At 43.5% G+C, this 26,068-nt stretch carries 21 protein-coding genes, 2 tRNA genes and 1 pseudogene; 18 read left to right on the top strand and 6 right to left on the bottom strand.

All coding sequences use genetic code 11. From position 1 onward, the window contains the following. Position 1 precedes the first annotated feature (1 nt). The 6 genes from VYM24_RS01450 (at position 2) to VYM24_RS01425 (ending at position 7,678) form a co-directional block, all read left to right on the top strand. Entirely contained in the window at positions 2 to 844 is an 843-nt protein-coding gene (locus tag VYM24_RS01450; protein ID WP_291553308.1) for a peptidylprolyl isomerase, read from the top strand. 14 nt (positions 845 to 858) lie between these two features. Further along, the gene (locus VYM24_RS01445) at positions 859 to 2,223 is read left to right on the top strand and encodes a peptidylprolyl isomerase (protein ID WP_217716204.1); all 1,365 of its coding nucleotides are present in this window, start codon (positions 859 to 861) and stop codon (positions 2,221 to 2,223) included. 26 nt (positions 2,224 to 2,249) lie between these two features. Then, entirely contained in the window at positions 2,250 to 3,911 is a 1,662-nt protein-coding gene (locus tag VYM24_RS01440) for an OstA-like protein (protein WP_291553305.1), read from the top strand. A 5-nt stretch (positions 3,912 to 3,916) separates the two neighbouring features. Further along, positions 3,917 to 4,207 (top strand): hypothetical protein, encoded by a 291-nt coding sequence (locus VYM24_RS01435; RefSeq protein ID WP_044269543.1) that lies wholly within the window; start codon positions 3,917 to 3,919, stop codon positions 4,205 to 4,207. A 104-nt stretch (positions 4,208 to 4,311) separates the two neighbouring features. Next, positions 4,312 to 6,240, top strand: a complete 1,929-nt coding sequence (mutL, locus tag VYM24_RS01430; RefSeq protein WP_330941288.1) for a DNA mismatch repair endonuclease MutL — start codon at positions 4,312 to 4,314, stop codon at positions 6,238 to 6,240. Between the two features lie 247 nt (positions 6,241 to 6,487). Continuing rightward, complete coding sequence (locus tag VYM24_RS01425; RefSeq protein WP_007210422.1) at positions 6,488 to 7,678, top strand: OmpA family protein; 1,191 nt, start codon at positions 6,488 to 6,490, stop codon at positions 7,676 to 7,678. Positions 7,679 to 7,768: 90 nt separating this feature from the next. On the opposite strand, the gene trpS is transcribed toward VYM24_RS01425, so the two are convergent. The 3 genes and pseudogenes from trpS to VYM24_RS01410 form a co-directional block, all read right to left on the bottom strand. Further along, positions 7,769 to 8,863, bottom strand: a complete 1,095-nt coding sequence (gene trpS, locus VYM24_RS01420) for a tryptophan--tRNA ligase (protein ID WP_044269539.1) — start codon at positions 8,861 to 8,863, stop codon at positions 7,769 to 7,771. Positions 8,864 to 9,074: 211 nt separating this feature from the next. Then, the gene (locus VYM24_RS01415) at positions 9,075 to 9,707 is read right to left on the bottom strand and encodes an HU family DNA-binding protein (protein WP_330941287.1); all 633 of its coding nucleotides are present in this window, start codon (positions 9,705 to 9,707) and stop codon (positions 9,075 to 9,077) included. A gap of 319 nt (positions 9,708 to 10,026) precedes the next feature. Continuing rightward, positions 10,027 to 10,251: pseudogene (locus VYM24_RS01410) on the bottom strand (ATP-binding protein); the annotation flags it as partial. 426 nt (positions 10,252 to 10,677) lie between these two features. On the opposite strand from VYM24_RS01410, the gene carB reads away from it, so the two are divergent. Beyond that, a complete protein-coding gene (gene carB, locus VYM24_RS01405) occupies positions 10,678 to 13,896 on the top strand; it encodes a carbamoyl-phosphate synthase (glutamine-hydrolyzing) large subunit (protein ID WP_299092175.1) in 3,219 nt (1,072 codons plus the stop codon). A 92-nt stretch (positions 13,897 to 13,988) separates the two neighbouring features. Here carB and VYM24_RS01400 read toward each other — a convergent pair whose 3' ends face one another. Together VYM24_RS01400 and VYM24_RS01395 are read right to left on the bottom strand one after the other, a co-directional pair. Then, positions 13,989 to 14,528 carry a DUF5043 domain-containing protein gene (locus VYM24_RS01400; protein ID WP_291554475.1) on the bottom strand — a complete coding sequence of 180 codons (540 nt, stop codon included), beginning with the start codon at positions 14,526 to 14,528 and terminating at the stop codon, positions 13,989 to 13,991. Between the two features lie 2 nt (positions 14,529 to 14,530). After that, positions 14,531 to 15,868, bottom strand: coding sequence for a hypothetical protein (locus tag VYM24_RS01395; RefSeq protein WP_330941286.1), 1,338 nt, complete (start codon positions 15,866 to 15,868; stop codon positions 14,531 to 14,533). Positions 15,869 to 16,203: 335 nt separating this feature from the next. On the opposite strand from VYM24_RS01395, the gene VYM24_RS01390 reads away from it, so the two are divergent. From VYM24_RS01390 to tsf, 11 genes are all read left to right on the top strand, one after another. Beyond that, positions 16,204 to 16,761: a sugar O-acetyltransferase gene (locus tag VYM24_RS01390; RefSeq protein WP_330941285.1), complete on the top strand. Its 558-nt coding sequence runs from the start codon at positions 16,204 to 16,206 to the stop codon at positions 16,759 to 16,761. A gap of 176 nt (positions 16,762 to 16,937) precedes the next feature. Next, a tRNA-Val gene (locus tag VYM24_RS01385) sits at positions 16,938 to 17,012 on the top strand. 29 nt (positions 17,013 to 17,041) lie between these two features. Beyond that, positions 17,042 to 17,116 (top strand) — tRNA-Val (locus VYM24_RS01380). Between the two features lie 152 nt (positions 17,117 to 17,268). Continuing rightward, positions 17,269 to 18,615: an adenylosuccinate lyase gene (gene purB, locus VYM24_RS01375; RefSeq protein WP_291554469.1), complete on the top strand. Its 1,347-nt coding sequence runs from the start codon at positions 17,269 to 17,271 to the stop codon at positions 18,613 to 18,615. Between the two features lie 144 nt (positions 18,616 to 18,759). Continuing rightward, positions 18,760 to 20,238, top strand: a complete 1,479-nt coding sequence (locus VYM24_RS01370; RefSeq protein ID WP_299092171.1) for a pseudouridine synthase — start codon at positions 18,760 to 18,762, stop codon at positions 20,236 to 20,238. 28 nt (positions 20,239 to 20,266) lie between these two features. After that, positions 20,267 to 21,670 (top strand): asparagine--tRNA ligase, encoded by a 1,404-nt coding sequence (asnS, locus tag VYM24_RS01365; protein WP_007659589.1) that lies wholly within the window; start codon positions 20,267 to 20,269, stop codon positions 21,668 to 21,670. Between the two features lie 141 nt (positions 21,671 to 21,811). Next, positions 21,812 to 22,303, top strand: a complete 492-nt coding sequence (locus VYM24_RS01360; protein WP_291554465.1) for a DUF4488 domain-containing protein — start codon at positions 21,812 to 21,814, stop codon at positions 22,301 to 22,303. A 313-nt stretch (positions 22,304 to 22,616) separates the two neighbouring features. After that, positions 22,617 to 23,078, top strand: a complete 462-nt coding sequence (gene rplM, locus VYM24_RS01355; protein ID WP_291554463.1) for a 50S ribosomal protein L13 — start codon at positions 22,617 to 22,619, stop codon at positions 23,076 to 23,078. 5 nt (positions 23,079 to 23,083) lie between these two features. Further along, the gene (rpsI, locus tag VYM24_RS01350) at positions 23,084 to 23,470 is read left to right on the top strand and encodes a 30S ribosomal protein S9 (protein ID WP_007210470.1); all 387 of its coding nucleotides are present in this window, start codon (positions 23,084 to 23,086) and stop codon (positions 23,468 to 23,470) included. Between the two features lie 174 nt (positions 23,471 to 23,644). Then, positions 23,645 to 24,481, top strand: coding sequence for a 30S ribosomal protein S2 (rpsB, locus tag VYM24_RS01345; protein WP_291554460.1), 837 nt, complete (start codon positions 23,645 to 23,647; stop codon positions 24,479 to 24,481). A 111-nt stretch (positions 24,482 to 24,592) separates the two neighbouring features. Beyond that, positions 24,593 to 25,585 carry a translation elongation factor Ts gene (tsf, locus tag VYM24_RS01340; RefSeq protein ID WP_291554458.1) on the top strand — a complete coding sequence of 331 codons (993 nt, stop codon included), beginning with the start codon at positions 24,593 to 24,595 and terminating at the stop codon, positions 25,583 to 25,585. A gap of 124 nt (positions 25,586 to 25,709) precedes the next feature. Here the strand turns inward: tsf and VYM24_RS01335 are convergent, their stop codons facing one another. Then, a complete protein-coding gene (locus VYM24_RS01335) occupies positions 25,710 to 26,057 on the bottom strand; it encodes a translation initiation factor (protein WP_291554456.1) in 348 nt (115 codons plus the stop codon). Between the last annotated feature and the right edge of the window lie 11 nt (positions 26,058 to 26,068).

The raw sequence follows: 26,068 nt of genomic DNA, 5'->3' as shown, positions 1-26,068 counted from the left end.
AATGCGAATATTTTTCCTGGCACTCCTCTCCATCCTTTTGTGTGTGGCCTGTAGCGAGCAACACGACCATAAAGGAAAGACACCACTGGTGGAATTGGACGGCAATTTCCTTTACCGGGAAGACTTGCAATCTGCGCTTCCGGCGAGATTGTCGAAAGATGATAGTTTACTGTTCGCAGAACATTATATCCGCAATTGGGTGGAAGATGTCTTATTATATGAGAAAGCGCAGAGTAATATTCCCGATAACGGGGAGATTGAGAAACTTGTGGAGAATTATCGCAAGGCGCTGATTATGCACACCTATCAGCAGGCATTGATTCACCAAAGACTCTCGAATGAAATTTCAGAGGGAGAGTTGGCGGACTATTATGAAAAGAATAAAGAGCTTTTCAGGTTGGAACGGCCGCTGATGCAGGGGTTGTTCATCAAAGTCCCCCTCACCGCACCACAACTAAACAATGTACGTCGTTGGTATAAAGCAGCTACGCAAGATGCAGTGGAACATCTGGAAAAGTATAGCTTGCAGAATGCCGTGAAGTACGAGTACTTTTATGATAAATGGGTACCGATGGCAGATGTGCTTGATCTGATACCATTGAAAGTACCCGAAGTAGAAGATTATGTGAATAAGAACCGTCATATCGAATTGAAAGATACGGCGTTTTATTATTTCCTGAATGTGAGTGATTTTCGTTCGGTGGGTGAGCAGGAGCCTTATGAGTTTGCGCGCCCTAAAGTGAAAGATATGATGCTGAACCTGAAACAAGTGGAGTTTATGAAAAAAGTGAAGGATGACTTGTATCAGCAGGCAGTGAAGAAGAATGAGATTAAATATAATTAGTTTAGATACACAGAATGAAAAATTTTATGAACTTTAAGTTTGTAGTTTTATGTGCCTTGGCGCTGATGACCGGTTCTGCCGTTTATGGACAAGACAACGTGATTGACGAAGTAGTTTGGGTAGTGGGCGACGAGGCTATATTGAAGTCTGAAGTAGAAGAAGCTCGGATGAGTGCTCTGTACGAAGGGCGTAAATTTGACGGTGATCCCTACTGTGTGATTCCTGAAGAAATAGCAGTACAAAAGCTGTTTTTGCATCAGGCTGCTCTCGATAGTATTGAAGTTTCTGAAAGTGAGGTGATCCAACGTGTGGACCAGATGACGAATATGTATATCGCCAATATCGGTTCGCGTGAAAAGATGGAGGAATACTTCAATAAGACATCCAGTCAGATTCGCGAAGCTTTGCGCGACAATGCCCGTGAAGGATTGAAAGTGCAGAGAATGCAGCAGAAACTGGTAGGAGAGATTAAAATCACTCCGGCAGAGGTGCGCCGTCACTTCAAGGATTTGCCGCAGGACAGTATTCCTTATATCCCTACTCAGGTAGAGGTGCAGATCATCACACAGCAACCGAAAATTCCTTTGGAGGAAATTGAAGATGTAAAAAGTCGTCTGCGCGAATATACGGATCGTGTGAATAAGGGAGAAAGCTTCTCTATGTTGGCACGTTTGTATTCCGATGACCGTGGTACGGCTATCAATGGTGGCGAAATGCCATTTACGGGACGTGGTTATCTGGATCCAGCATTTGCTAATGTGGCTTTCAATCTGCAAGACCCCAATAAGGTTTCCAAGATTGTAGAGTCTGAATATGGCTTCCACATTATCCAGTTGATGGAAAAACGTGGTGACCGTATCAAAGTACGCCATATCTTGTTGAAGCCACACGTACCGGAAGAAGCACTGATGGCAGGTACTGCCCGTCTGGACTCTATTGCCGATGACATCCGTAATGGTAAGTTTACTTTTGAAGAAGCAGCTTCCGTACTTTCACAGGATAAGGATACACGTAACAATCACGGTCTGTTACCTAACCCTCAAACCAATACATCAAAGTTTGAGATGCAGGAACTTCCGCCCGAGATTGCTAAAGTGGTGGATAAGATGAAAGTAGGAGAAATCTCCGAGGCATTCACTATGATTCCGCAGAAGACCGGTAAAGAAGAATGTGTAATCGTGAAACTAAAAAGCCGCATCAACGGACACAAAGCAACTATTTCGGAAGACTATCAGAACCTGAAGGAAATTGTATTGGAGAAACGTCGTGACGAGATGCTGGATAAATGGATTCGCGAAAAACAAAAGCATACGTACGTGCGTATCAACGAAAATTGGAAGAACTGTACATTTAAGTATCCGGGGTGGATTAAAGACTGATCCCGGGTGATACACTAACTTTTTGTATGCAGAAGAAAAATACAAGAAATAATTTTCTGAACAGGCATAGATTCCTTCTCACAGGCCTTCTATGCCTGTTTGGCATCTGTTTGCTGAGTGCCCAGGATAAGCAGAAACAGCCGGAAAAGAAGAAAACCCGGGTTGATTTGCTTCACGCTGAGGAGGCGCAGGCGGATAAAATCCTGCTTCCGGATGTTCAGATTCTGATCCGGTCGGTAAAGCTGCGCCATGACAGTATGTATATGTACTGTGACAGTGCGTTGATTTACGAGAAGACAAATTCGGTGGAAGCTTTCGGTAATGTCCGTATGGAACAGGGGGATACGCTCTTTATTTATGGAGATTATCTGTATTATGACGGTATGTCGCAGTTGGCAATGCTTCGTGAGAATGTCCGCATGATTAACCGGAATACGGTATTGACAACGGATAGTTTAAACTACGACCGTCTGTATAATTTGGGCTATTACTTCGATGGCGGCACATTGACCGATGAAGAGAATGTGCTGACTTCCGAGTGGGGAGAATATAGTCCGGCTACGAAGATTTCCGTATTCAATCATGATGTGAAGCTGGTAAATCCGAAATTCGTATTGACTTCGGATACCCTGAAATATAGCACCGATACGAAGATTGCTACGATTCTGGGTCCTTCGGATATTGTGAGTGATAAGAACCACATCTATTCCGAACGAGGTATTTATAACACCACTACAGAGCAGGCTGAACTGCTGGATCGTTCCGTGCTGACCAACGAAGGCAAGAAACTGACGGGTGACAGTATTTTCTATGATCGTGTTTTGGGATATGGTGAAGCGTTTGACAATGTGCAGATGAATGATACCATTAACAGGAATATGCTCACGGGTAACTATTGCTTCTACAATGAGATTACGGGAAGTGCACTTGCCACTCAACGTGCGGTTGCCATTGATTATTCACAAGGTGACAGTTTGTTTATGCACGGTGATACACTGCGGTTGATTACCTATCATATAAATACGGACTCCATGTTTCGTGAGATGAGGGTGTATCATAAAGTACGTGCTTACCGTACGGATGTTCAGGCAGTATGCGATTCTTTGGTATATAATTCTAAAGACTCTTGTATGACGATGTATACTGATCCTATCTTGTGGCATGGCTCACAGCAACTGTTGGGTGAGGAAATTAAAGTCTATATGAATGACAGTACCATAGACTGGGCGCACATCATTAATCAGGCTTTGGCTGTGGAGCAGAAAGACTCTGTTCACTACAACCAGGTGACGGGCAAAGAGATGAAAGGCTTTTTTGTCGGCGGAGATATGCGTCAGGTGGATGTGAACGGTAATGTGCTGGTTGTCTTCTATCCGATAGATGATAAAGACAGTACCATGATAGGATTGAACTATTCTGAGGGCAGTTTCCTGCGTATGTTGCTGAAGGAAAGGCGTATGGAGCAAGGAGCCTTTATAGGGAAAGCGAATGGTACGCTCTATCCGATGGACCAGATTCCGGCTGATAAATATAAGCTGCCGCCTTTTGTCTGGTTCGACTATATCCGACCGAGGAATAAGGAAGATATATTTGAGTGGAGAGGTAAAAAGGCTGGCGAACAATTGCAGAAATCAGACCGTAAGCCTATAGTTTCACCAAGGAATATGAATATAAAAAGAAATAAATAAGCGCTATGGGAATGTTCACAATGAGAAAGCCTCGTGGCTTTAATCATCCATATATATATGTGGATGAGCGGAAAGAAAAGTTGGCGAAGATGGAAGAAAACGCCAAACGTGAATTGGGAATGTTGCCTGAGAAGGAATTTTCACCGGAAGATATCCGGGGAAAATTCGTAGAAGGCACTACCCACTTGAAACGACGCAAGGAAAGCGGGCGTAAACCGGTACACTTGGGGGTAATACTGGTGATTATTGCTTTGCTGATATACTTGTGGTATGCCATAAGCACCGGAATCATTTAATTTAATTACGAATTACAAATTACGAATTGCAATGTAGCATCATGGAACCTGTTGTTATTCGTTATTTGTAATTCATAATTCATAATTCATAATTTGTAATTATCATGAGCGACATAATTCATCTGCTGCCCGATTCGGTTGCCAATCAGATTGCTGCCGGAGAGGTGATTCAGCGTCCGGCATCCGTCATTAAGGAATTGGTAGAGAATGCGATTGATGCCGAAGCACAAGAAATACACGTATTGGTGACAGATGCAGGGAAAACCTGCATACAGGTGATTGACGATGGCAAAGGTATGTCCGAAACGGATGCGCGCCTTGCTTTCGAACGCCATGCCACGTCTAAGATAAGGCAGGCCGCCGATTTATTTGCCTTGCGCACGATGGGATTCCGTGGAGAGGCGTTGGCTTCTGTTGCTGCGGTGGCGGAAGTAGAACTCAAAACCCGTATGGCAAATGAGGAACTGGGTACACGGATTGTGATAGCCGGCTCTAAAGTAGAGAGTCAGGAAGCCGTTTCGTGTCCTAAAGGAAGTAACTTTTCCATTAAGAACTTATTCTTTAATATACCTGCCCGCCGCAAGTTCCTGAAGGCGAACTCAACAGAATTGAGCAATATCCTTACTGAATTTGAACGCATAGCTCTGGTACATCCCGAAGTGGCTTTCTACTTATATAGTAATGATACCGAATTATTCAACCTGCCTGCGATGCCGCTTCGCCAACGCATTCTTGCCGTATTTGGCAAGAAGTTGAACCAGCATCTGCTGTCGGTAGATGTGGATACTACTATGGTGAAGGTCTCCGGCTTTGTTGCCAAACCGGAGACGGCGCGTAAGAAAGGAGCTCATCAGTATTTCTTTGTGAACGGGCGTTATATGCGTCATCCGTATTTCCATAAAGCGGTGATGGATGCTTATGAACAATTGATTCCGGCAGGCGAACAGATTTCCTATTTCATTTACTTTGATGTGGATCCGGCCAACATTGATGTGAACATACATCCTACCAAGACCGAGATTAAGTTTGAAAACGAGCAGGCAATTTGGCAGATTGTTTCCGCAGCGGTAAAAGAGTCATTGGGTAAATTCAATGCTGTGCCGTCCATTGATTTTGATACGGAAGGTATGCCGGATATTCCCGCGTTCGATCAGACTCGTCCGATAGAGCCTCCGAAAGTGCATTATAATTCAGACTTCAACCCGTTCAAGACTTCTTCCGCTTCTTCTTATAGTGGTGGCAGCTATTCCCGGCCGAAAGTGGACTGGGAGGGACTGTATGATGGTCTGGAGAAAGCCAGTAAGATGAATACGCCTATGGAAGAAGGACCTTTTGTAGACGAAACGGACTGGACTTCTGCGCCTGTATCGGTTGATATGTCCGAAGAACGTACTCCGTATGTTCAGGAGACGGAAACTGTATCCTCTCCATCTGCATCGTTATATACCAACGAACCGGCAGTGGAGAAAGGTGCGCAGCATTTTCAATTCAAAGGGCGCTTTATCCTGACTTCGGTAAAATCCGGTTTGATGCTGATAGATCAGCACCGGGCACATATCCGGGTGTTGTTTGAACGCTATATGAATCAAATACGCCAGAAACAAGGTGTTTCTCAGGGAGTTTTGTTCCCTGAAATCGTGCAATTGCCCGCTTCGGAAGCTGCGGTATTGGAAAGCATCATGGAAGACTTCTCGGCAGTTGGGTTTGAACTGACGCCTTTGGGAGGAGGAAGTTATGCGATCAATGGTATTCCGTCCGGCATTGAAGGGTTAAATCCGGTGGAGCTGGTGCGCAATATGGTGCATACGGCTATGGAAAAGGGAAATGACGTGAAGGAAGAAGTGCAAACGATGTTGGCTCTGACACTGGCAAAGGCTGCTGCCATTGTTTACGGTCAGGTGTTGAGTAATGAAGAAATGGTTAATCTGGTAGATAATCTGTTTGCTTGTCCTACTCCGAATTATACACCGGACGGGCGTACCGTATTGTCAACGATTAAAGAAGAAGATATTGAAAAACTATTTGTTCGTTAAAGTAGTATAATCTATTTGTTAAAACTATTTTGCACATACGTGTGAATGATATTCGCCCCTACAGGACTTTTAAAGGCACTTGTAGGGGCGAATCATCATTTATTTATCTGTATATAAGCCTTTCTGCCCTGCCGGTGGAGCGGTTGGAACAAAAAAAACTCTCTTCGTAAAACCTTTTAGTTCGGATGGTGTTATTTAAACAGTTACAATAATGAATTTAAATTAACCACTTAACTATTTAAGGTATATGAAAAAGATTCTAATGTTACTGGCTTTGGCCGGTTTGTCTTCTGCGGCTATGGCGCAACAGAAGACTGAAGTAGTCGAATACGAAATTATCCAGGTACAGGATAAATATCAGGTAATCACCAATCCTTTCTGGAGCAATTGGTTCTTCTCTATCGGCGGCGGTGCTGAAGCAACTTTTGGTGATAATGATAGTGCGGGAAGTTTTGGTAAGCGTATCAGTCCTACATTAAATATCTCTGTCGGTAAATGGTTTACTCCCGGTTTGGGATTGCGTCTGCAATATAGCGGCTTACAGGCAAGAGGCTTTACTTATGATAAAGGTGCCGACTATGTGAAAGGTGCCGAACTGAAAGATGGTTACTATAAACAACGTTTTGACTATATGAACTTGCATGGTGACGTGATGTTCAATCTGAATGCTCTTTTCGGAGGTTATAATCAGCATCGTGTTTATGAGATTATTCCTTATGTAGGTGCTGGTTTCACTCACAATTACTCCAAACCTCATCGCGAAGCTTTGTCTGTGAATGCGGGTATTATCAATAAATTCCGTATTTCGAATGCGGTAGATATTAATCTGGAATTGAGTGCAATGGCTGCTGAAGATAAATTTGATGGTGAAGTTGGTGGTGATCACGGATATGATGGCGTATTGAGCGCTACGGTTGGTTTGACTTATCGTTTCCCGGCCCGTGGTTTCCGTCGTCCGATGCCGCAGTTGATCTCTCAGATCGAACTGGCTGCCATGCAGGATAAGTTGGCTATGATGGGTGCACAGAATGCAGAATTGAAGAATGCATTGGTACAGGCTGAAAACCAACCGGTAGCTGAAGTGACAGAAACTCAGGTGATTGTTCCGGATCCGGATATCGCACCGCGTACTGTATTCTTCCAAATCGGTTCTGCTGAATTGTCCCCGCGTGAAATCATGAACCTGTCTTATCTGGCAGAACAAATGAAACAGTTCCCGAATGCAACGTACACCGTAAACGGTTATGCTGACTCTGCAACCGGTACTCCGGCATTCAACAAGGAGTTGAGCTTGAAACGTGCACAGGCTGTTAAGAATGCATTGGTCAAGAATTACGGTATTGCTGCCGACCGCTTGAATGTGGAAGCCGGTGGTGGTGTAGACAAGTTTGGTCAACCGATTCTGAACCGTGTGGTATTAGTGAAATCTGCTAACTAAATATAGTCTTTTCATTAAAAAGGGAACGCCCTGTTCTCTCGTAGATTCTACGGGAGGTCAGGGCGTTACTCGTTACAGGGGATATTGTTTTTATTCTCCGCTGAATTTCTTCACTTGTTCTGCTATCAGTTCCGCATCGTCGAAGTAGTTAATCTTCATCGCTTTGCGTACATCATCCAATGTAGCGGCGGCAACTTCGCGTGCAGCGTCGCAACCTTTTTTCAGCATATCATAGATGGCAGGAATGTCTTTTTCAAATTCTTTGCGACGATTGCGGATCGGTTCCAGCGTCTCCTGCATGATGGAGTTAAGGAATCCTTTCACCTTCATATCGCCCAGACCGCCACGCTGATAATGTGCTTTCAGTTCATCGAGGTTCGGATATTCGGGCAGGTAAAGACCGAAGTGTTCGGGACGGCAGAAAGCGTCCAGATAAGTAAATACAGGATTGCCTTCTACTTTACCCGGGTCTTGTACACGCAAGTGGTCGGGATCGGTATACATACCTTTCACTTTTTTCTGTACTTCGTCGGCAGAGTCGGAGAGGTAGATGCAGTTTCCCAGGCTCTTACTCATCTTGGCTTTTCCATCTGTTCCGGGCAGGCGCAGGCAGGCGGCGTTGTCGGGCAGAAGGATTTCCGGCTCAACCAATGTTTCACCATAAATATAGTTGAAGCGGCGAACTATTTCGCGTGCCTGTTCCAGCATTGGTTCCTGGTCTTCGCCCACAGGGACAGTTGTTGCCTTAAAAGCGGCAATGTCCGCAGTCTGGCTGATGGGGTAGGTGAAGAAACCTACCGGGATGCTGGCATCGAAGTTGCGCAACTGAATTTCCGCTTTTACTGTGGGATTGCGTTGCAGGCGGCTTACGGTCACCATATTCATGAAGTAAAAACTCAATTCGCACAGTTCGGCAATCTGAGATTGGATGAAGATGGTGCTTTTTGCCGGATCCAGTCCGCATGCCAGATAGTCAAGCGCCACTTCGATAACATTCTGACGTACCTTTTCCGGGTTGTCCACATTGTCCGTCAATGCTTGTGCATCGGCTATGAAAACAAATATCTTGTCATACAAACCGGAGTTCTGCAACTCTACTCTTCTTCTTAATGAGCCTACATAATGTCCTATATGCAGGCGTCCTGTAGGGCGGTCGCCCGTGAGGATGATTTTCTCTTTGGTCATATATCGTTTCTCTTTAGTCTGTTAATACCAATTTTTTCGCAGAGATGCTGGATTTTTTTTCTTTTGCAACGTAGTCACGATGTACTTCCGTCATTTTTCGGTTAAAGGCATCCATAGCCTGATAATCTTCTTTAATGGAGAACCTCCTTATAGTTATATCCTGCAATATTGAAAAAGTTTACAAAAGTAGATATAATAATTGAAAGTCTGATCAATTTCCTTCACTTTTCACATACACTTTATGATTGCCTCTTCCGCTGGTCTCGATGCCAGTGCCCGATGTATGCGCCCATTTGCGCAGTTCGGTGGTGGCAGCGGTTTGTAGCAATCCCGTCAGTTGGCGGTAGTCCGATACGGTGAGGTAAGGATGTTCTTCCAGATAAGCTTTCGCCAGTGCCAGGCGTTGTTCGGCGGTATATTTCCGCGAGGAGCGTACGGGCTTCCAGGGAGCGCGTTTAAGGTCGCACCAACCGTTGGTTTCTCTTATCAGGTCTTTGTCTACGCGGAAGTTCACTCCACCCACACGAATGCTTTGTGCGTTTCGTTTCGTTGCATTTTCTCCCATCCCTTCCCGTTCCTTGTCCGGGCGCAGGGTCAGTGCCGGGGTAAATATACCCAGACCTTCTATTTTTACGGAGCGTCCCATGCCCATTTCGTGGGCAAGTGCTTCGCCCAGTTCGCAGATTACTCCCTCAGTCACTCCTTTGGAGAAGGCGCATTTCATGGCGATGTATTCGGCTAGTTCTCGTGTACTGGTCTGTCCTGTCATCACCATTTGCGGGTAGGTGGTCTGTTCGCCTGTGTCTTGCATATCGGGCATTTCTTTCATTATGTAGTGGGGCATTGTTGGGCTCTCCTTTCTTGTTTGATGATTAATCCGGTTGCTTAGTTGCCTTCCTGCGGTGGAAAGGTGTTTGTCTTACAGTGCAAACTTCCTTTTATGGCAGGAAAGACTTGAAACGAAGTCTTCATTTTTAAGAGTGAAATCTTCGTTTTTAAGAATAAGGCTTTCGTTTTTAAGAATGAAAGTCTTGCTCTGAGTCTTGGCAGGCACAAAGATAACTATCTGCAACTGGGAAAGCAAGTTTTTATTGGGAGAATCGTTCTTTGTTTTTTATAGCTCCAACGAATTGTCCTTCAATAAGAAATCATATATGCTTATGATTGGTCAGGGCACCGATGCCGGAAGCCATAATATTGATGAGCTCTTCCAAATCATCGCCCTTGCGTATCTCATGGCGGTCTTTGATGTCCTTGATATAAGTTTCATCGAACAAGGTTTTCAGGAAACGTACTTTCTGCTCTTCAGTGCCATACGACAATATCTGCGGAAGTCCGCCATAGAGCATATATTCATTGAATCTGGCCTGTACCGTACCGGAATATGCGAAATTTATGTCACTGGATGACGGCGTTTTCGATTAGTGGATTCTTTTCACGCATCAGCCTTGTCCGATTGTCCCTGCCACCTTTTGAAAGCCGAAAATGCAGTTGGTGTAAAAACGGATACTGAATGATATTGATAATCTTTTCTTGTGTGGTTGCAATACTTGTAAGAATATTGTGGACGATAATTTGTTTATTATCGAAATAAGTCGTTACTTTGCACAAATTTTAGAGAAACGATGCAACAACACGGGAAAAGAGATACATATAATCTGCATTCGAATGTATTTCATTCGTTAGTCGATGATTTCTCTTTCTCTGAGAAGATATTGTTAGTTCTTTGGTAATGCGTTAATCCTTTGTTGGGTAACGCATTTTTTTTGTGCCCGAATGTATAGGAAGAAACTTAATAGACAACAAGAGAATATATGGAAAAGAATTTGAAGAAAGTGTTGGTCTTGGGCTCAGGTGCACTCAAGATCGGTCAGGCCGGGGAGTTCGACTATTCCGGTTCGCAGGCATTGAAGGCTCTGCGTGAAGAAGGTATCAGTTCAGTGTTGGTGAACCCAAATATTGCTACTATCCAAACATCGGAAGGTATTGCAGATCAGGTTTATTTCTTGCCTGTAACCACTTATTTCGTAGAAGAAATCATCAAGAAAGAACGTCCTGATGGTATTCTGTTGGCTTTCGGTGGCCAGACGGCTCTGAACTGCGGTGCCGAGTTGTACACAAGCGGTGTGTTGGCTAAGTACGGTGTGCGCGTATTAGGAACTTCGGTAGAAGCTATCATGTATACGGAAGACCGTGATCTCTTCGTGAAGAAGCTGGACGAGATCAATATGAAAACTCCCGTCAGCCAGGCTGTAGAAAGTATGGAAGATGCAATTGCAGCTGCTGAACGTATCGGTTTCCCGATTATGGTTCGTTCCGCTTATGCACTGGGCGGTTTGGGTAGCGGTATCTGCCAGGATAAAGAAGAGTTCCTGAAGCTGGCCGAAAGCTCTTTCGCTTTCTCTAAACAAATTCTTGTAGAAGAGTCTCTGAAAGGTTGGAAAGAAATTGAGTTCGAGGTTATCCGCGATGCTAACGACCACTGCTTCACGGTGGCAAGCATGGAAAACTTCGACCCGCTGGGTATCCATACGGGAGAGTCAATCGTAGTGGCTCCGACTTGTTCGCTGACTGACGAGCAGGTGAAGATGTTGCAAGATCTTTCTACGAAGTGTATCCGTCATCTGGGCATCGTGGGCGAATGTAACATTCAGTATGCATTTAATGCGGAAACTAATGACTACCGTGTGATTGAGGTGAATGCTCGTCTGTCGCGTTCTTCTGCTTTGGCTTCTAAGGCTACGGGTTATCCGTTGGCATTCGTTGCCGCTAAGATTGCATTAGGCTATACGCTCGATCAGATTGGCGAAATGGGTACTCCGTATTCAGCGTATGTAGCTCCGCAACTGGATTATCTGATTTGTAAGATTCCTCGTTGGGACTTGACGAAGTTCGTAGGTGTATCCCGTGAAATCGGTTCCAGCATGAAGTCTGTAGGTGAAATCATGTCTATCGGACGTTCTTTCGAGGAAATCATCCAGAAAGGTCTGCGTATGATCGGTCAGGGTATGCACGGATTTGTAGGCAACGACTTGCACTTCGATGATTTGGATCGTGAGCTCTCACGTCCTACTGACTTGCGCGTGTTCGCTATCGCTGAGGCCTTGGAGAATGGCTATACGATAGACCGCATCTTCGAACTGACCAAGATTGATCCCTGGTTCCTTGGCAAGTTGAAGAACATTGTTGACTATAAGTTGAAACTTTCCCAATATAATAAGGTGGAAGATATTCCGGCCGACGTATTGCGTCAGGCAAAAGTATTGGGCTTCTCTGACTTCCAGATTGCGCGTTTCGTGCTCGAACCGCAAGGCAATATGGAGAAAGAAAATCTGATGGTGCGTGCACGTCGTAAAGAATTGGGTATCCTGCCGGCTGTAAAACGCATCAATACGATTGCTTCCGAGCATCCTGAACTGACTAACTACCTGTACATGACGTACGCCGTTGAGGGTTATGACGTGAACTATTACAAGAATGAAAAGTCAGTGGTTGTACTGGGTTCCGGCGCTTACCGTATCGGGTCTTCCGTAGAGTTCGACTGGTGTTCGGTAAATGCTGTGCAAACTGCACGTAGGCTGGGTTACAAGTCCATCATGATTAACTACAATCCCGAAACCGTATCTACGGACTATGATATGTGCGACCGTCTTTACTTCGATGAGCTGTCTTTTGAGCGTGTACTCGATGTTATTGACCTGGAACAGCCGCGCGGTGTAATCGTATCTGTAGGCGGACAGATCCCGAACAATCTGGCAATGAAACTGCATCGTCAGTCAGTGCCCATCCTGGGAACTTCTCCTCTTTCTATCGACCGTGCTGAAAACCGTAATAAGTTCTCCGCTATGCTCGACCAACTGGGTATCGACCAGCCGGCTTGGCAAGAGCTTACCAGCCTGGAAGATGTGAAAGGTTTCGTTGAGAAAGTGGGTTATCCGGTACTGGTTCGTCCGTCTTATGTACTTTCGGGTGCTGCGATGAACGTATGTTACGATGAAGAAGAATTGGAGAACTTCCTGAAAATGGCTGCCGAAGTTTCTAAAGAATATCCGGTGGTGATTTCTCAGTTCTTGCAGAATACAAAGGAAATCGAATTTGATGCTGTTGCTCAGAATGGTGAAGTAGTGGAATATGCAATTTCCGAGCACGTGGAGTTTGCCGGTGTACACTCCGGTGACGCTACATTGGTATTCCCTGCACAGAAGATTTACTTTGCTACGGCACGTCGTATCAAGAAGATCAGCCGTCAGATTGCAAAGGAACTCAATATCTCCGGTCCGTTCAATATTCAGTTCCTGGCACGTAACAATGAGGTGAAGGTAATCGAATGTAACCTTCGTGCTTCACGTAGTTTTCCGTTCGTGTCTAAGGTGCTGAAGCGTAACTTTATTGAAACTGCTACCCGCATCATGCTGGATGCTCCTTATACCCGTCCTGACAAGTCGGCATTCGATATCGACTGGATTGGTGTGAAAGCTTCTCAGTTCTCTTTCTCCCGTTTGCACAAGGCAGACCCGGTACTGGGTGTAGATATGTCTTCTACCGGTGAAGTAGGCTGTATCGGTGATGACTTCTCCGAAGCATTGCTGAGTGCCATGATTGCTACCGGCTTCCAGATTCCTCAAAAGGGAGTGATGTTTTCTTCCGGTGCCATGAAATCGAAAGTAGATTTGCTGGAGTCCAGCCGCATGCTCTTCAATAAAGGATATAAGATTTATGCAACGGCAGGCACAGCCGCTTTCCTGAATGCTCATGGAGTGGGCACTGAAGCTGTTTACTGGCCCGATGAACGTCCTGATGCAGAGAACAACGTGATGAAGATGATTGCCGAACACAAGTTCGATTTGATTGTCAACATTCCGAAGAATCATACGAAGCGTGAATTGACGAACGGTTACCGTATCCGTCGTGGTGCTATCGACCATAATATTCCGTTGATAACGAATGCTCGTTTGGCAAGTGCTTTCATCGAAGCATTCTGCGAACTGAAGTTGGAGGATATTGCTATCAAGAATTGGCAGGAATATAAGTAACTGAAGAGGAAATAAAAAGGAGGATGCTCGAAAGTGTCCTCCTTTTTTTATCTTTAGTTTTTTTCTGGCGCTATCACTGACTATAAGGCTTATTATTGGGGCTCTTGTGCCCACCAATAGTATATATAATTTAATTTTTTGCCCTCTTCAGTAGGGATATACCAGACCTTTTCTTTCAAATCTGTTTCGATTTTACGGTAAACAGAGATAGGGATTGTGGCATAAGTACCGAAGTTCATGAAAGAAAATTCGACCTCATCAACCTTGCCGGTATCTGAATTTATGCACATTGTTATTATGAGTTCGTGGCCTTTTACTCTTTGCTTTTCACTAGCGGAAAATGCAGCATTTACAATGGAAAGGCGCTCTGCTCGTGTCCATGCGTCATATTGGAGTAAAACGATACCTTCATCTGTTTGTGAGAAAGTTTCTCCTGTATTTTTGTAACTTTGAGTGGTAAAGAGTAATTTGTTACTCTTGTTATAGAGTGTGACTGTCTTTGACGCTGCCACATCGCATTGGTAGGTGTAACCATTTTCATTGAATGTTTTAGTTACAGCATAATAATTTGTCTGTGCATATATATATGTACTACAAAGTGATATGCATATAAAAAAGAATATAGTTTTCATAATCAGCAATTTATTGTTAGCTTGTTTATACATTTAAAATTCTCTAATCCCGGTCGGTTATATTCGAAGGGGTATTTATCCGCTGTGTAGTGATACTTATGGAAAGTAGGGACGATATCATCTTTTATTTTATTTTCTAAATCGGTACGATTCACTCCGGGAAGTAAATTCCCTTTATTATCAATGTAATTCGTTAAACTTTTTATTCTTCTGCGACGGGGGTCTGTATTGTCCCTGTCTTCCCACTTACTGTCTTTATATTCTGGTAAGTTGCTCGTGTAAAGATATTGTGCGTACCATGCTTCTATTTCTCCATTCAGAGTTGATTCTTTGTATGACGCAGTGGTTTCTTGATAAGCTCGGTAAGCATGCATCATTTCATGAAAAAGCTGATTGCTTTCCATCTGCCTGCCAAGACATATTCCTGTTGATTCTCCTTGGTAACCGAAAGAACCCGTCGTACTTGCTCCAAATTGAATGCTTAAGGTTTTTCCATTGAGCAAATTTGTTAATTCATTATATAATGCTTCTCCCATACAGTCTTCTACAATCTTATCAAGCATATTCTCTATTATTATCCAATTTTCTTCTGTCATGTTAGAGTTACGGAATATTGCCTTGGCTCTAGGGGTGTCCTTCTTGCTGGAGTTGTTGCTGCCTCCATCACCCCAGTCTAAATCTCCTCCCTCGCCATTGCCATCTCCATCAATTAATTCATCAGTGTCACGATCTTCACGCAATCTTTCCTCAGTCCAGCAGTAATAAGTATCATATTCATAGGGACCACATTCAGCGGTATAGATAAGTTCGCAATTTTCTTCCGAATCCCAATCCCAGCTTCGTGTATTTATGGTCGCCTTATTGTTTATAAAAGTAAGTCCACTTACTGGTTGCTTATGTAGAGCATATTGAGTAAAGTAATCAAACATCCAAGTTTGCTCAACTTCATTTCCTATTTGGCGGGTTATGACATCTGCCATTTTACGAGTATAGATGTGGTAATGGGTACGTATCCTGCCAATTGAAAAATACCAGATTGCTTCAATTTCTTTGTTAGAATTTAAATTCTTCACCGGAATTGCGTATACTTTACGCCCGTTTTCACGGAAAGATCGAGCATTCTCCCACATTGGGTAACCATAAGCATTAATAAACTTAGAGGTAAATTCCACTGAATCATTTTTTTGTTTTAGCAGGAAAACAATTTGCTGAATGTCTGGGTTGGCAGCGGAAACTTTGAAGAAGTGATCAGATGCATCTGTAATAGGTACTTCTTCGCTAATACATGAAGCCACTAGTAGTGGTACAGCAGATAAATAAATTAGTTTCGTCATTTTCATAATACAAAATTTGAAGGTAATACACTGTACTGTCAGTTCTCAGAGCAGTATTATTATGATTCTTTCTTCTTGATAAAAGAAAAAAGTGCGGGAACTTCCCAGTTTGTCTTTAAAATAGTTTTATTGCGAATGCTTGTTTCTGTTTAAATTGCAATAAATATACGAATATTTTTTGTATATAAAATAGTATAGCTGCGATTCTTTTGAAAACATTTACTGTTTCTTTTTATCAGTATGGTTGGCTGTTTGGAATAAATATCTATTTTTGTGGAAAGTGTAATGGCGAAAGGGTGAATAATTACGCTTTTGAGAGTATAATCTGGTAATTGAAATATATGAATGAAGTAGAGAAAATGCGTAGTTCGCAACTGGCGGATATGTCTGCCCCGGAAGTACAGGCAAAGTTTGAATATGCCAAGAAGTTGCTGGCAAGAATGCGGAAACTGAGTACTTACGATGAGGCTTACAGAGGATTGTTGGAAGACCTGATACCGGGAATACCGGAGACATCCGTTGTGTGCCCGCCTTTCCATTGCGATCATGGGGATGGTATCCGTCTGGGTGAACACGTATTTGTGAATGCAAATTGTACTTTTCTGGACGGAGGTTATATCACGATTGGTGCCCATACATTAGTGGGACCTTGTGTACAGATTTATACTCCACAACATCCGATGGATTATATAGAACGTCGTACTCCGAAGGAATATGCCTATCCGGTGACGATAGGAGAGGATTGCTGGATTGGCGGTGGTACTGTAATTTGTCCCGGCGTAACAATTGGTGATCGCTGTATTATTGGGGCCGGAAGTGTGGTGACGAAAAATATACCCGATGATAGTGTGGCGGTAGGAAATCCGGCGAAGGTGATCAGAAGGAATATATCGGAATGACGGTGTGCTTCTATATCACCGGTTCGTAGATGATGAAAAAAAGTTTCTTTGTTAAATTGCTGAATTTCAATCAGTATATATCTTTCTGTATATTTTTCTTAGAAAATAGTTCGCAATTGTTTTGGTAATTTCAAAATAAGCTGTACCTTTGCATCGCTTTTGAAACGAAAGTGTACGGGCGCTTAGCTCAGCTGGTTCAGAGCATCTGGTTTACACCCAGAGGGTCGGGGGTTCGAATCCCTCAGCGCCCACACTAAAAACCGCACACTTTCGGACAAAAGGGCGCTTAGCTCAGCTGGTTCAGAGCATCTGGTTTACACCCAGAGGGTCGGGGGTTCGAATCCCTCAGCGCCCACATTTGATTTTTATGATGAGTGGTCTTGCAAGCTATTGTGAGGCTATTTTTTTATCTGTTAACTTCCTTACTTAACTTTCTTTCCCCTTTATGGCTTATTACTCAGAAAAAAAAGCTAATTTTGCGGCTCGATAATTATCTAATATACACGTATGGAACTTGATTTACTTACTGCTATCTCTCCGATTGATGGTCGATACAGAGGAAAAACAGATGCTTTGGCAGCTTACTTCTCGGAATTTGCCTTGATAAAATACCGTGTGCAAGTGGAAGTGGAATACTTCATTACCTTGTGCGAATTGCCTTTGCCGCAATTAAAAGGCGTAGACAAAAACGTATTTGAAACATTAAGAAATATCTATCGTAACTTCTCTGAAGCTGACGCGCAGCGTATCAAAGATATTGAGGGCGTAACGAACCATGATGTAAAAGCCGTAGAATACTTCCTGAAAGAAGAGTTTGATAAAATGGGTGGAATGGATGACTACAAAGAGTTTATTCATTTCGGACTGACTTCACAGGATATCAATAATACTTCCGTTCCTTTGTCTATCAAAGAGGCTTTGGAACAGGTTTATTATCCGCAAATAGAGGAACTGATTGCGCAGCTTCGTACGTATGCGGAAGAATGGACGGCTATTCCTATGCTTGCCAAGACACACGGTCAACCGGCTTCACCCACTCGCTTGGGAAAAGAGGTAATGGTATTTGTATATCGTCTTGAACGCCAGCTGGCTATTTTGAAGTCTTGTCCGCTTACTGCCAAGTTCGGTGGTGCTACCGGAAATTACAATGCGCATCATGTGGCTTATCCGGAGTTCGACTGGAAAGCATTTGGTAACCGGTTTGTTGCTGAAAAACTGGGTTTGGAACGTGAAGAATATACTACGCAGATTTCTAATTATGATAATCTGTCTGCTGTATTTGATGCTATGAAGCGTATAAATACGGTAATGATCGATATGAACCGTGACTTCTGGCAATATATTTCCATGGAATATTTCAAGCAGAAGATTAAAGCCGGTGAAGTAGGTTCCAGCGCCATGCCGCACAAAGTGAATCCGATTGACTTTGAAAATGCGGAAGGTAATCTGGGTGTGGCAAGTGCCATCCTGGAACATCTGTCGGTGAAACTGCCTGTGTCCCGCTTACAACGTGACCTGACGGATTCTACCGTATTGCGTAACGTAGGCGTTCCCTTCGGGCATATCGTAATTGCCATTCAGAGCTCATTGAAAGGCTTGCGTAAATTGTTGCTGAACGAAACGGCTATCTATCGCGATCTGGATAATTGCTGGAGCGTGGTAGCTGAGGCTATTCAGACAATTCTGCGCCGTGAAGCATATCCGCATCCGTACGAGGCGTTGAAGGCCTTGACCCGCACTAATCAGGCTATTACGGAGGCTTCTATAAAGGAATTTATTGAAGGATTGAATGTAGATGAGGAAATAAAGAAAGAATTACGTGTGATTACTCCTCATACATATACAGGAATCTAAGATAGAAACATTAAATTTAGCTGTATAATGAAGGCAACATTTTAAATCCGGCGATTGTTAATATAGTATACATATATAATAAAGGTATAAGAGTGATAATAGAATGGCCGTGAGGCCAACGTTTAATTTTATTCGAATAAAACAATGAGTACAGAAAACGAAAATTGGCGTGACGATTCTTCCAGTGAGGAGAATTCAGGCAACAGATTTGAAAGAGAAAACAATTACAGCCGTCCGTCTTACAACCGTGAAGGTGGTGACCGACCCTATCGTCCGCGTTTTAACAGCGAGAGTGGCGAACGCCCACAGCGTGCTTACAGCAGTGATCGCCCGTATCGCCCGCGCTTTAACCCTAATGCTGAAGGTGGTGACCGTCCGCAACGTTCTTATGGTGACCGTCCGTCTTACAATCGTGAGGGTGGCGATCGTCCGCAACGTTCTTATGGTGATCGTCCGTCCTATAATCGTGAAGGCGGCGATCGTCCGCAGCGTCCTTCTTATGGAAATAACAGTGGTGGTGACCGTCCTTATCGTCCTCGCTATAATAGCGGTGATGGTGGTGATCGTCCGCAGCGTCCTTCTTATGGAGGCTCTTCTTTTGGTGACCGTCCCCAACGCCCGCGTTTCAATAGTGGTGACGGACAGCGTTCTTATAACAACGACCGTCCTTATCGTCCTCGCTATAATAGCGGTGATGGTGGTGATCGTCCACAACGTCCTTATGGTGGCTCTTCTTATGGAGGTTCTTCTTATGGCGACCGCCCGCAGCGTCCACGCTTCAATCCAGATGGTGGAAGAGGCGGATATGGTCGTCCCCAACAGCGCCGTACGCCGGATTATGATCCGAATGCAAAGTACAGCCGTAAGAAACAGATAGAATATAAGGAACAGTTTACGGATCCTAATGAGCCGATCCGTTTGAACAAGTTCTTGGCTAATGCAGGTGTCTGCTCTCGTCGTGAGGCAGATGAGTTCATCACGGCAGGTGTGGTTTCAGTAAATGGAGTAGTGGTTACAGAACTCGGAACTAAGATCAAACGTGCTGACGAAGTGAAGTTCCACGATCAGATGGTGAGCATTGAACGTAAGATTTATATCTTGCTGAATAAGCCGAAAGATACTGTGACTACCTCGGATGATCCACAGGCACGTCGTACAGTGATGGATTTGGTGAAAGGGGCTTGCAATGAGCGTATTTATCCGGTAGGTCGTCTGGACCGTAATACTACAGGTGTGTTGTTGCTGACGAACGACGGTGACCTGGCTTCCAAACTGACACATCCGAAGTTCCTGAAGAAGAAGATTTATCACGTACATACAGATAAAAATGTGACGAAAGCTGATATGGAGCAGATTGCAGCCGGTATTCAGTTGGATGACGGTGAAATCCATGCAGATGCTATCAGTTATACGGATGATGTTAGACGGGATGAAGTGGGTATTGAAATCCACTCAGGTAAGAACCGTATTGTTCGTCGTATATTTGAGTCACTAGGTTACAAAGTAGTAAAACTCGACCGCGTATTCTTTGCCGGACTGACTAAGAAAGGCTTACGTCGTGGTGAATGGCGCTATTTGAGCGAACAGGAAGTAAACTACCTGCGCATGGGCTCTTTTGAGTAATTATATAATATAGGTTTAACACAAATTTATGGAAAAGATTAGTAGAACAAAGATTGTTGACGTGTTGAAGCGCGAAGATTTCGGCGCTATGGTCAACGTGAAAGGCTGGGTTCGTACCCGCAGAGGTAGTAAACAAGTTAATTTTATCGCCCTGAATGACGGTTCTACAATAAATAATGTGCAGGTCGTAGTAGATTTGGCAAACTTTGATGAAGAGATGCTGAAAGATATTACCACCGGTGCCTGTCTGAGTGTGAACGGTGAATTGACGGAGTCAGTAGGCTCCGGTCAGAAGGCTGAGATTCAGGCTCGTGAGATTGAAGTGCTGGGTACTTGTGATAATACATATCCTTTGCAGAAGAAAGGTCATACGCTGGAGTTCCTGCGTGAGATTGCTCACCTGCGTCCCCGTACGAATACTTTCGGTGCAGTGTTCCGCATTCGTCATAACATGGCGATAGCTATCCATACTTTCTTTCATCAGAAAGGTTTCGTTTATTTCCATACACCTATCATCACGGCTTCTGACTGTGAAGGTGCCGGACAGATGTTCCAGGTAACGACGAAGAACCTTTATGATTTGAAGAAGGATGAAGCCGGTTCCATCATTTATGATGACGACTTCTTTGGTAAGCAAGCCAGTCTGACGGTTTCCGGACAGTTGGAAGGTGAACTTGCTGCTACGGCGCTGGGCGCTATTTATACGTTTGGTCCTACATTTCGTGCAGAAAACTCCAATACTCCACGCCATTTGGCTGAGTTCTGGATGGTGGAACCGGAAGTTGCGTTCAACGACATTACGGACAACATGGATCTGGCAGAAGAGTTTATCAAATTCTGTGTGAAGTGGGCTTTGGATAACTGTGCTGACGACGTGAAGTTCCTTAACGATATGTTTGACAAAGGCTTGATTGAACGTCTGCAAAGTGTATTGAAAGAATCCTTCGTACGTTTGTCTTATACGGATGGCATCAAGATACTGGAAGAGGCTGTTGCCAAAGGTCATAAGTTTGAATTCCCGGTATACTGGGGTGTGGACCTGGCTTCCGAGCACGAACGTTATCTCGTGGAAGAACACTTCAAACGTCCGGTTATCCTGACTGACTATCCGAAGGAAATCAAAGCGTTCTACATGAAGCAGAACGAAGATGGTAAAACTGTACGTGCAATGGACGTATTATTTCCGAAGATTGGTGAGATTATCGGTGGCTCCGAACGTGAAGCGGACTACAACAAGTTGTTGACGCGTATTGACGAAATGCATATTCCGATGAAGGATATGTGGTGGTATCTTGATACCCGTAAGTTCGGTACGTGCCCTCACTCTGGTTTTGGTCTGGGCTTTGAACGCTTGCTTTTGTTTGTGACGGGTATGGCGAATATTCGTGACGTAATACCTTTTCCGCGTACGCCACGTAATGCAGAGTTCTAGCTTTTAAAATAAATAAGTGAAGTAGCCCGCACAATCTTCTTGTGCGGGCTCTTTTTTTACTAATAAATTGTTATAATATTAAAATAATTACTTATATTTGTGACAGCCAGATGCCTATACGTTAACCAAATATATACGAACATGAAGAAGAAGTATTTCATTACCATGTTGGCAGCAGTGCTGTTGGCGGTAACAGGAGCGACAGCGCAGAAGAAGGCGAGTTTCAAACCTGCGGATTTGAAAGGTATCTGGCAGCTGTGTCACTATGTATCCGAAATTCCGGATGTTCCCGGTACTTTGAAGCCCAGTAATACATTCAAGGTATTGAGCGATGACGGGCGTATCGTCAATTTCACTCTTATTCCCGGCAAAGATGCTATAATCACCGGATATGGTACCTATATCCAGCTGACGGACAATAGCTATCGGGAAAGTATTGAGAAGAATATTCACCTGCCCATGCTGGATAATAAAGATAATGTCCTGGAGTTTGAGATGGGAGAAGGCGGGCTTATGCATCTGAAATATTTTATTTCTAAAGATTTGAACGGCAATGAATTGAACTGTTGGTATCATGAAACCTGGAAGCGGGTAACGATGCCGTCTGTATTCCCTGAAGATATTGTTCGTTAAAACGGGCTTTCCGGATATAAAGTAAATCCAGGCATAGTCATAATAAGCAATGTTCCGATGCAAAGCAAGCAATCTTTTGCATGGGAACATTGCTTGTTTTGTGTCCTAACATTGCTTGTGATTGATAGTCAGCTTCTTTAAAAAAAAGAAGAAAACGTTTGCCAGTTTTGGGAAAATCCGTACCTTTGCAAGCCGATTATTATCTAATAAGGATAAGCAATTAATTCAGAGCGAGTTAATCCACCTTTGTCCGGGGTGGCTAATCCGTAATGAAGATTTTTTTTAGTAGTAACATTTAAAAAACAAATCAAGAGTGGATACTTTAAGTTACAAGACCATTTCTGCAAACAAAGCTACGGTAACCAAAGAATGGGTTATTGTTGACGCTACAGACCAAGTATTAGGTCGTCTGGGCGCAAAAGTTGCGAAACTGTTGAGAGGGAAGTATAAACCAAACTTTACTCCTCACGTAGATTGCGGTGATAATGTAATCATTATCAATGCCGACAAAGTTAAAATGACAGGTAATAAGTGGACTGACAAAGTGTATTTGTCATACACAGGTTATCCCGGTGGTCAGAGAGAAATGACTCCTGCTCGTCTGCAGGCTAAACCGAACGGTGATGACAGACTGTTGAGAAAAGTAGTAAAGGGTATGTTGCCTAAGAACAAATTGGGCGCTAAATTGCTGGGCAATATGTACGTATATGCCGGCAGCGAGCACAAACATGATGCTCAGAACCCGAAATCAATTGATATAAACTTACTTAAATAATAGATATGGAAGTAGTAAATGCATTAGGCAGACGTAAAAGTGCAATTGCACGCATTTTCGTAACCGAAGGTACAGGAAAGATTACTATTAACAAGAGAGACCTTGCAGAGTACTTTCCATCAACTATTCTTCAGTATGTAGTTAAACAACCGCTGAGCAAGCTGGGTGTTGCTGAAAAATATGATATTAAAGTAAATCTTTGCGGTGGTGGTTTTACCGGTCAATCTCAGGCTTTGCGTCTGGCTATCGCCCGCGCATTGGTGAAGATGAATGCTGAAGACAAGGCTGCTCTCCGCGCTGAAGGCTTCATGACTCGTGACCCGCGTTCTGTTGAACGTAAGAAACCGGGACAACCGAAAGCACGTAGAAGATTCCAGTTCAGTAAACGTTAAGAGTTGCAGAAACGTTGGGGCGGACAAGTTGCTTAATTCTCAACTTTTATCTCTCAACTCTCAACTGAAAGAGCGTTTAGTATCTAAACTACCGGGACTCTGGATTGATAGACTACCCGGCGGTTGGTTTAGAAAAAACAAAAAAGAAAGTAAACGATTTAAAGAAAAAACAAGATGTCAAGAACAAATTTTGATACATTATTGGAAGCCGGTTGCCACTTTGGTCACCTCAAAAGAAAGTGGAATCCTGCAATGGCTCCTTATATTTTCATGGAACGCAATGGTATCCACATCATTGACCTCCACAAAACAGTTGCTAAAGTAGACGAAGCTGCTGAAGCTTTGAAGCAAATTGCTAAATCAGGAAAGAAAGTCCTGTTCGTTGCTACTAAAAAACAAGCTAAACAAGTGGTTGCTGACAAAGCATCTGCTGTAAATATGCCTTATGTAATCGAGCGCTGGCCGGGCGGTATGTTAACTAATTTCCCTACAATCCGCAAGGCTGTTAAGAAGATGGCTACCATCGATAAATTGACGAATGACGGTACGTATTCTAATCTGTCTAAGAGAGAAATTCTGCAGATTTCACGTCAACGTGCTAAGTTGGACAAGACTTTGGGTTCTATTGCTGACCTGACTCGTCTGCCGTCTGCACTGTTCGTTATTGATGTTATGAAAGAAAATATTGCAGTTCGCGAAGCTAACCGTTTGGGTATACCTGTATTCGGTATCGTTGATACGAACTCTGATCCTTCTAATATCGACTTCGTAATTCCGGCTAATGACGATGCTACTAAATCAATAGAAGTAATTCTGGATGCTTGCTGCGCTGCTATGCAGGAAGGTTTGGAAGAAAGAAAAGCTGAAAAAGTAGATATGGAAGCTGCTGGTGAAGCTCCTGCCAATAAAGGCAAAAAGAAAGCTACAAAAGCAAGACTCGACAAATCTGACGAGGAAGCAATCAATGCAGCTAAAGCTGCTGCTTTCCTGAAGGAAGACGAAGAGGCTTAATCATAATTGAATGGTAAGATGGTAAAATGATAAGATGATAATATCGTCTTACCATCCTATCATCTTACCATTTTATCATTTAGAATATTAATTATAAAAAGAAAATATATTATGGCTGTAACAATGGCTGATATTACCAAACTCCGTAAAATGACCGGAGCAGGTATGATGGACTGTAAGAATGCATTGACGGAAGCTGAAGGCGATTTCGACAAGGCAATAGAAATAATCCGCAAGAAGGGACAGGCTGTTGCCGCTAAGCGTTCAGACCGCGAAGCTTCTGAAGGTTGTGTTTTGGCTAAAACTACCGGTAACTTTGCCGTAATCATTGCGTTGAAGTGTGAAACTGACTTCGTAGCTCAGAATGCTGATTTCATAAAATTGACTCAGGATGTTCTTGATCTTGCTGTAGCTAACAACTGCAAAACTTTGGATGAAGTGAAAGCATTGCCGATGGGTAACGGTACTGTACAGGATGCAGTGACTGACCGTAGCGGTATTACAGGCGAGAAAATGGAACTTGACGGCTACATGACTGTAGAGGGTGCAAGTACTGTTGTTTACAATCATATGAATAGAAATGGTCTCTGCACTATCGTTGCTTTCAATAAAGAAGTTGACGAGCAGTTGGCTAAGGAAGTGGCTATGCAGATTGCTGCCATGAACCCGATTGCAATTGACGAGGATGGTGTTTCTGAAGAAGTGAAGCAGAAAGAGATTGAAGTTGCTATCGAGAAGACCAAAGCAGAACAGGTACAGAAAGCTGTTGAGGCTGCTTTGAAGAAAGCCGGTATCAATCCGGCTCACGTGGACAGCGAAGACCATATGGAAAGCAATATGGCTAAAGGTTGGATTACAGCTGAAGATGTAGCAAAAGCAAAAGAAATCATTGCTACTGTTTCTGTTGAAAAGGCTGCACACCTGCCTGAACAAATGATCCAGAATATCGCTAAAGGTCGTCTGGCTAAGTTCTTGAAAGAAGTTTGCTTGCTGAATCAGGAAAATATTATGGATTCTAAGAAGACTGTAAGAGAAGTATTGGCAGCAGCTGACCCTGAATTGAAGATTGTAGATTTCAAGCGTTTCACTTTGAAAGCTGAATAAATCAACTCAATATATAAAAAACGACCGCACGGGAATTTCCGTTGCGGTCGTTTTTTATGCATATTTTCCTCCTTTGGAAGAAGTGATATACTTACTGATAGACCGTCTGTTTCGGTGAACCGAATTATCCGACCGGCTTGGTCTGCGTATATCCCTCTTTTTTAAGTAGTTCCAGCACTTTCTGTTTGAAATCTCCCTGTACGATGATTTCTCCGTCTTTGGCACTTCCGCCTACGCCACATTTGGACTTCAGCAATTTACCTAACTCCTTCAGGTCATTTTCCGTACCTATGAAGCCTGTGACAAGTGTGACTACTTTTCCTCCTCGATTCTTGCGATCCAACTGAACACGCAACTTCTGCCTGGAAGCTTCCGGGGTAACTTGTTCCCCATCATCTTCCATTTCATAGTTATAGTCCGGATTGGTAGAATAAACAACATTCAACCGTTCTTTCCAATCATTATTCTTCATATTCGTTTTGT

It is taken from the genome of Bacteroides sp. MSB163 (genome assembly GCF_036416795.1).
GTDB classification, from domain to species: domain Bacteria; phylum Bacteroidota; class Bacteroidia; order Bacteroidales; family Bacteroidaceae; genus Bacteroides; species Bacteroides maternus.
Note: the sequence above shows the minus strand (reverse complement) of the source record. Positions and strands in the feature narration are given on the sequence as shown.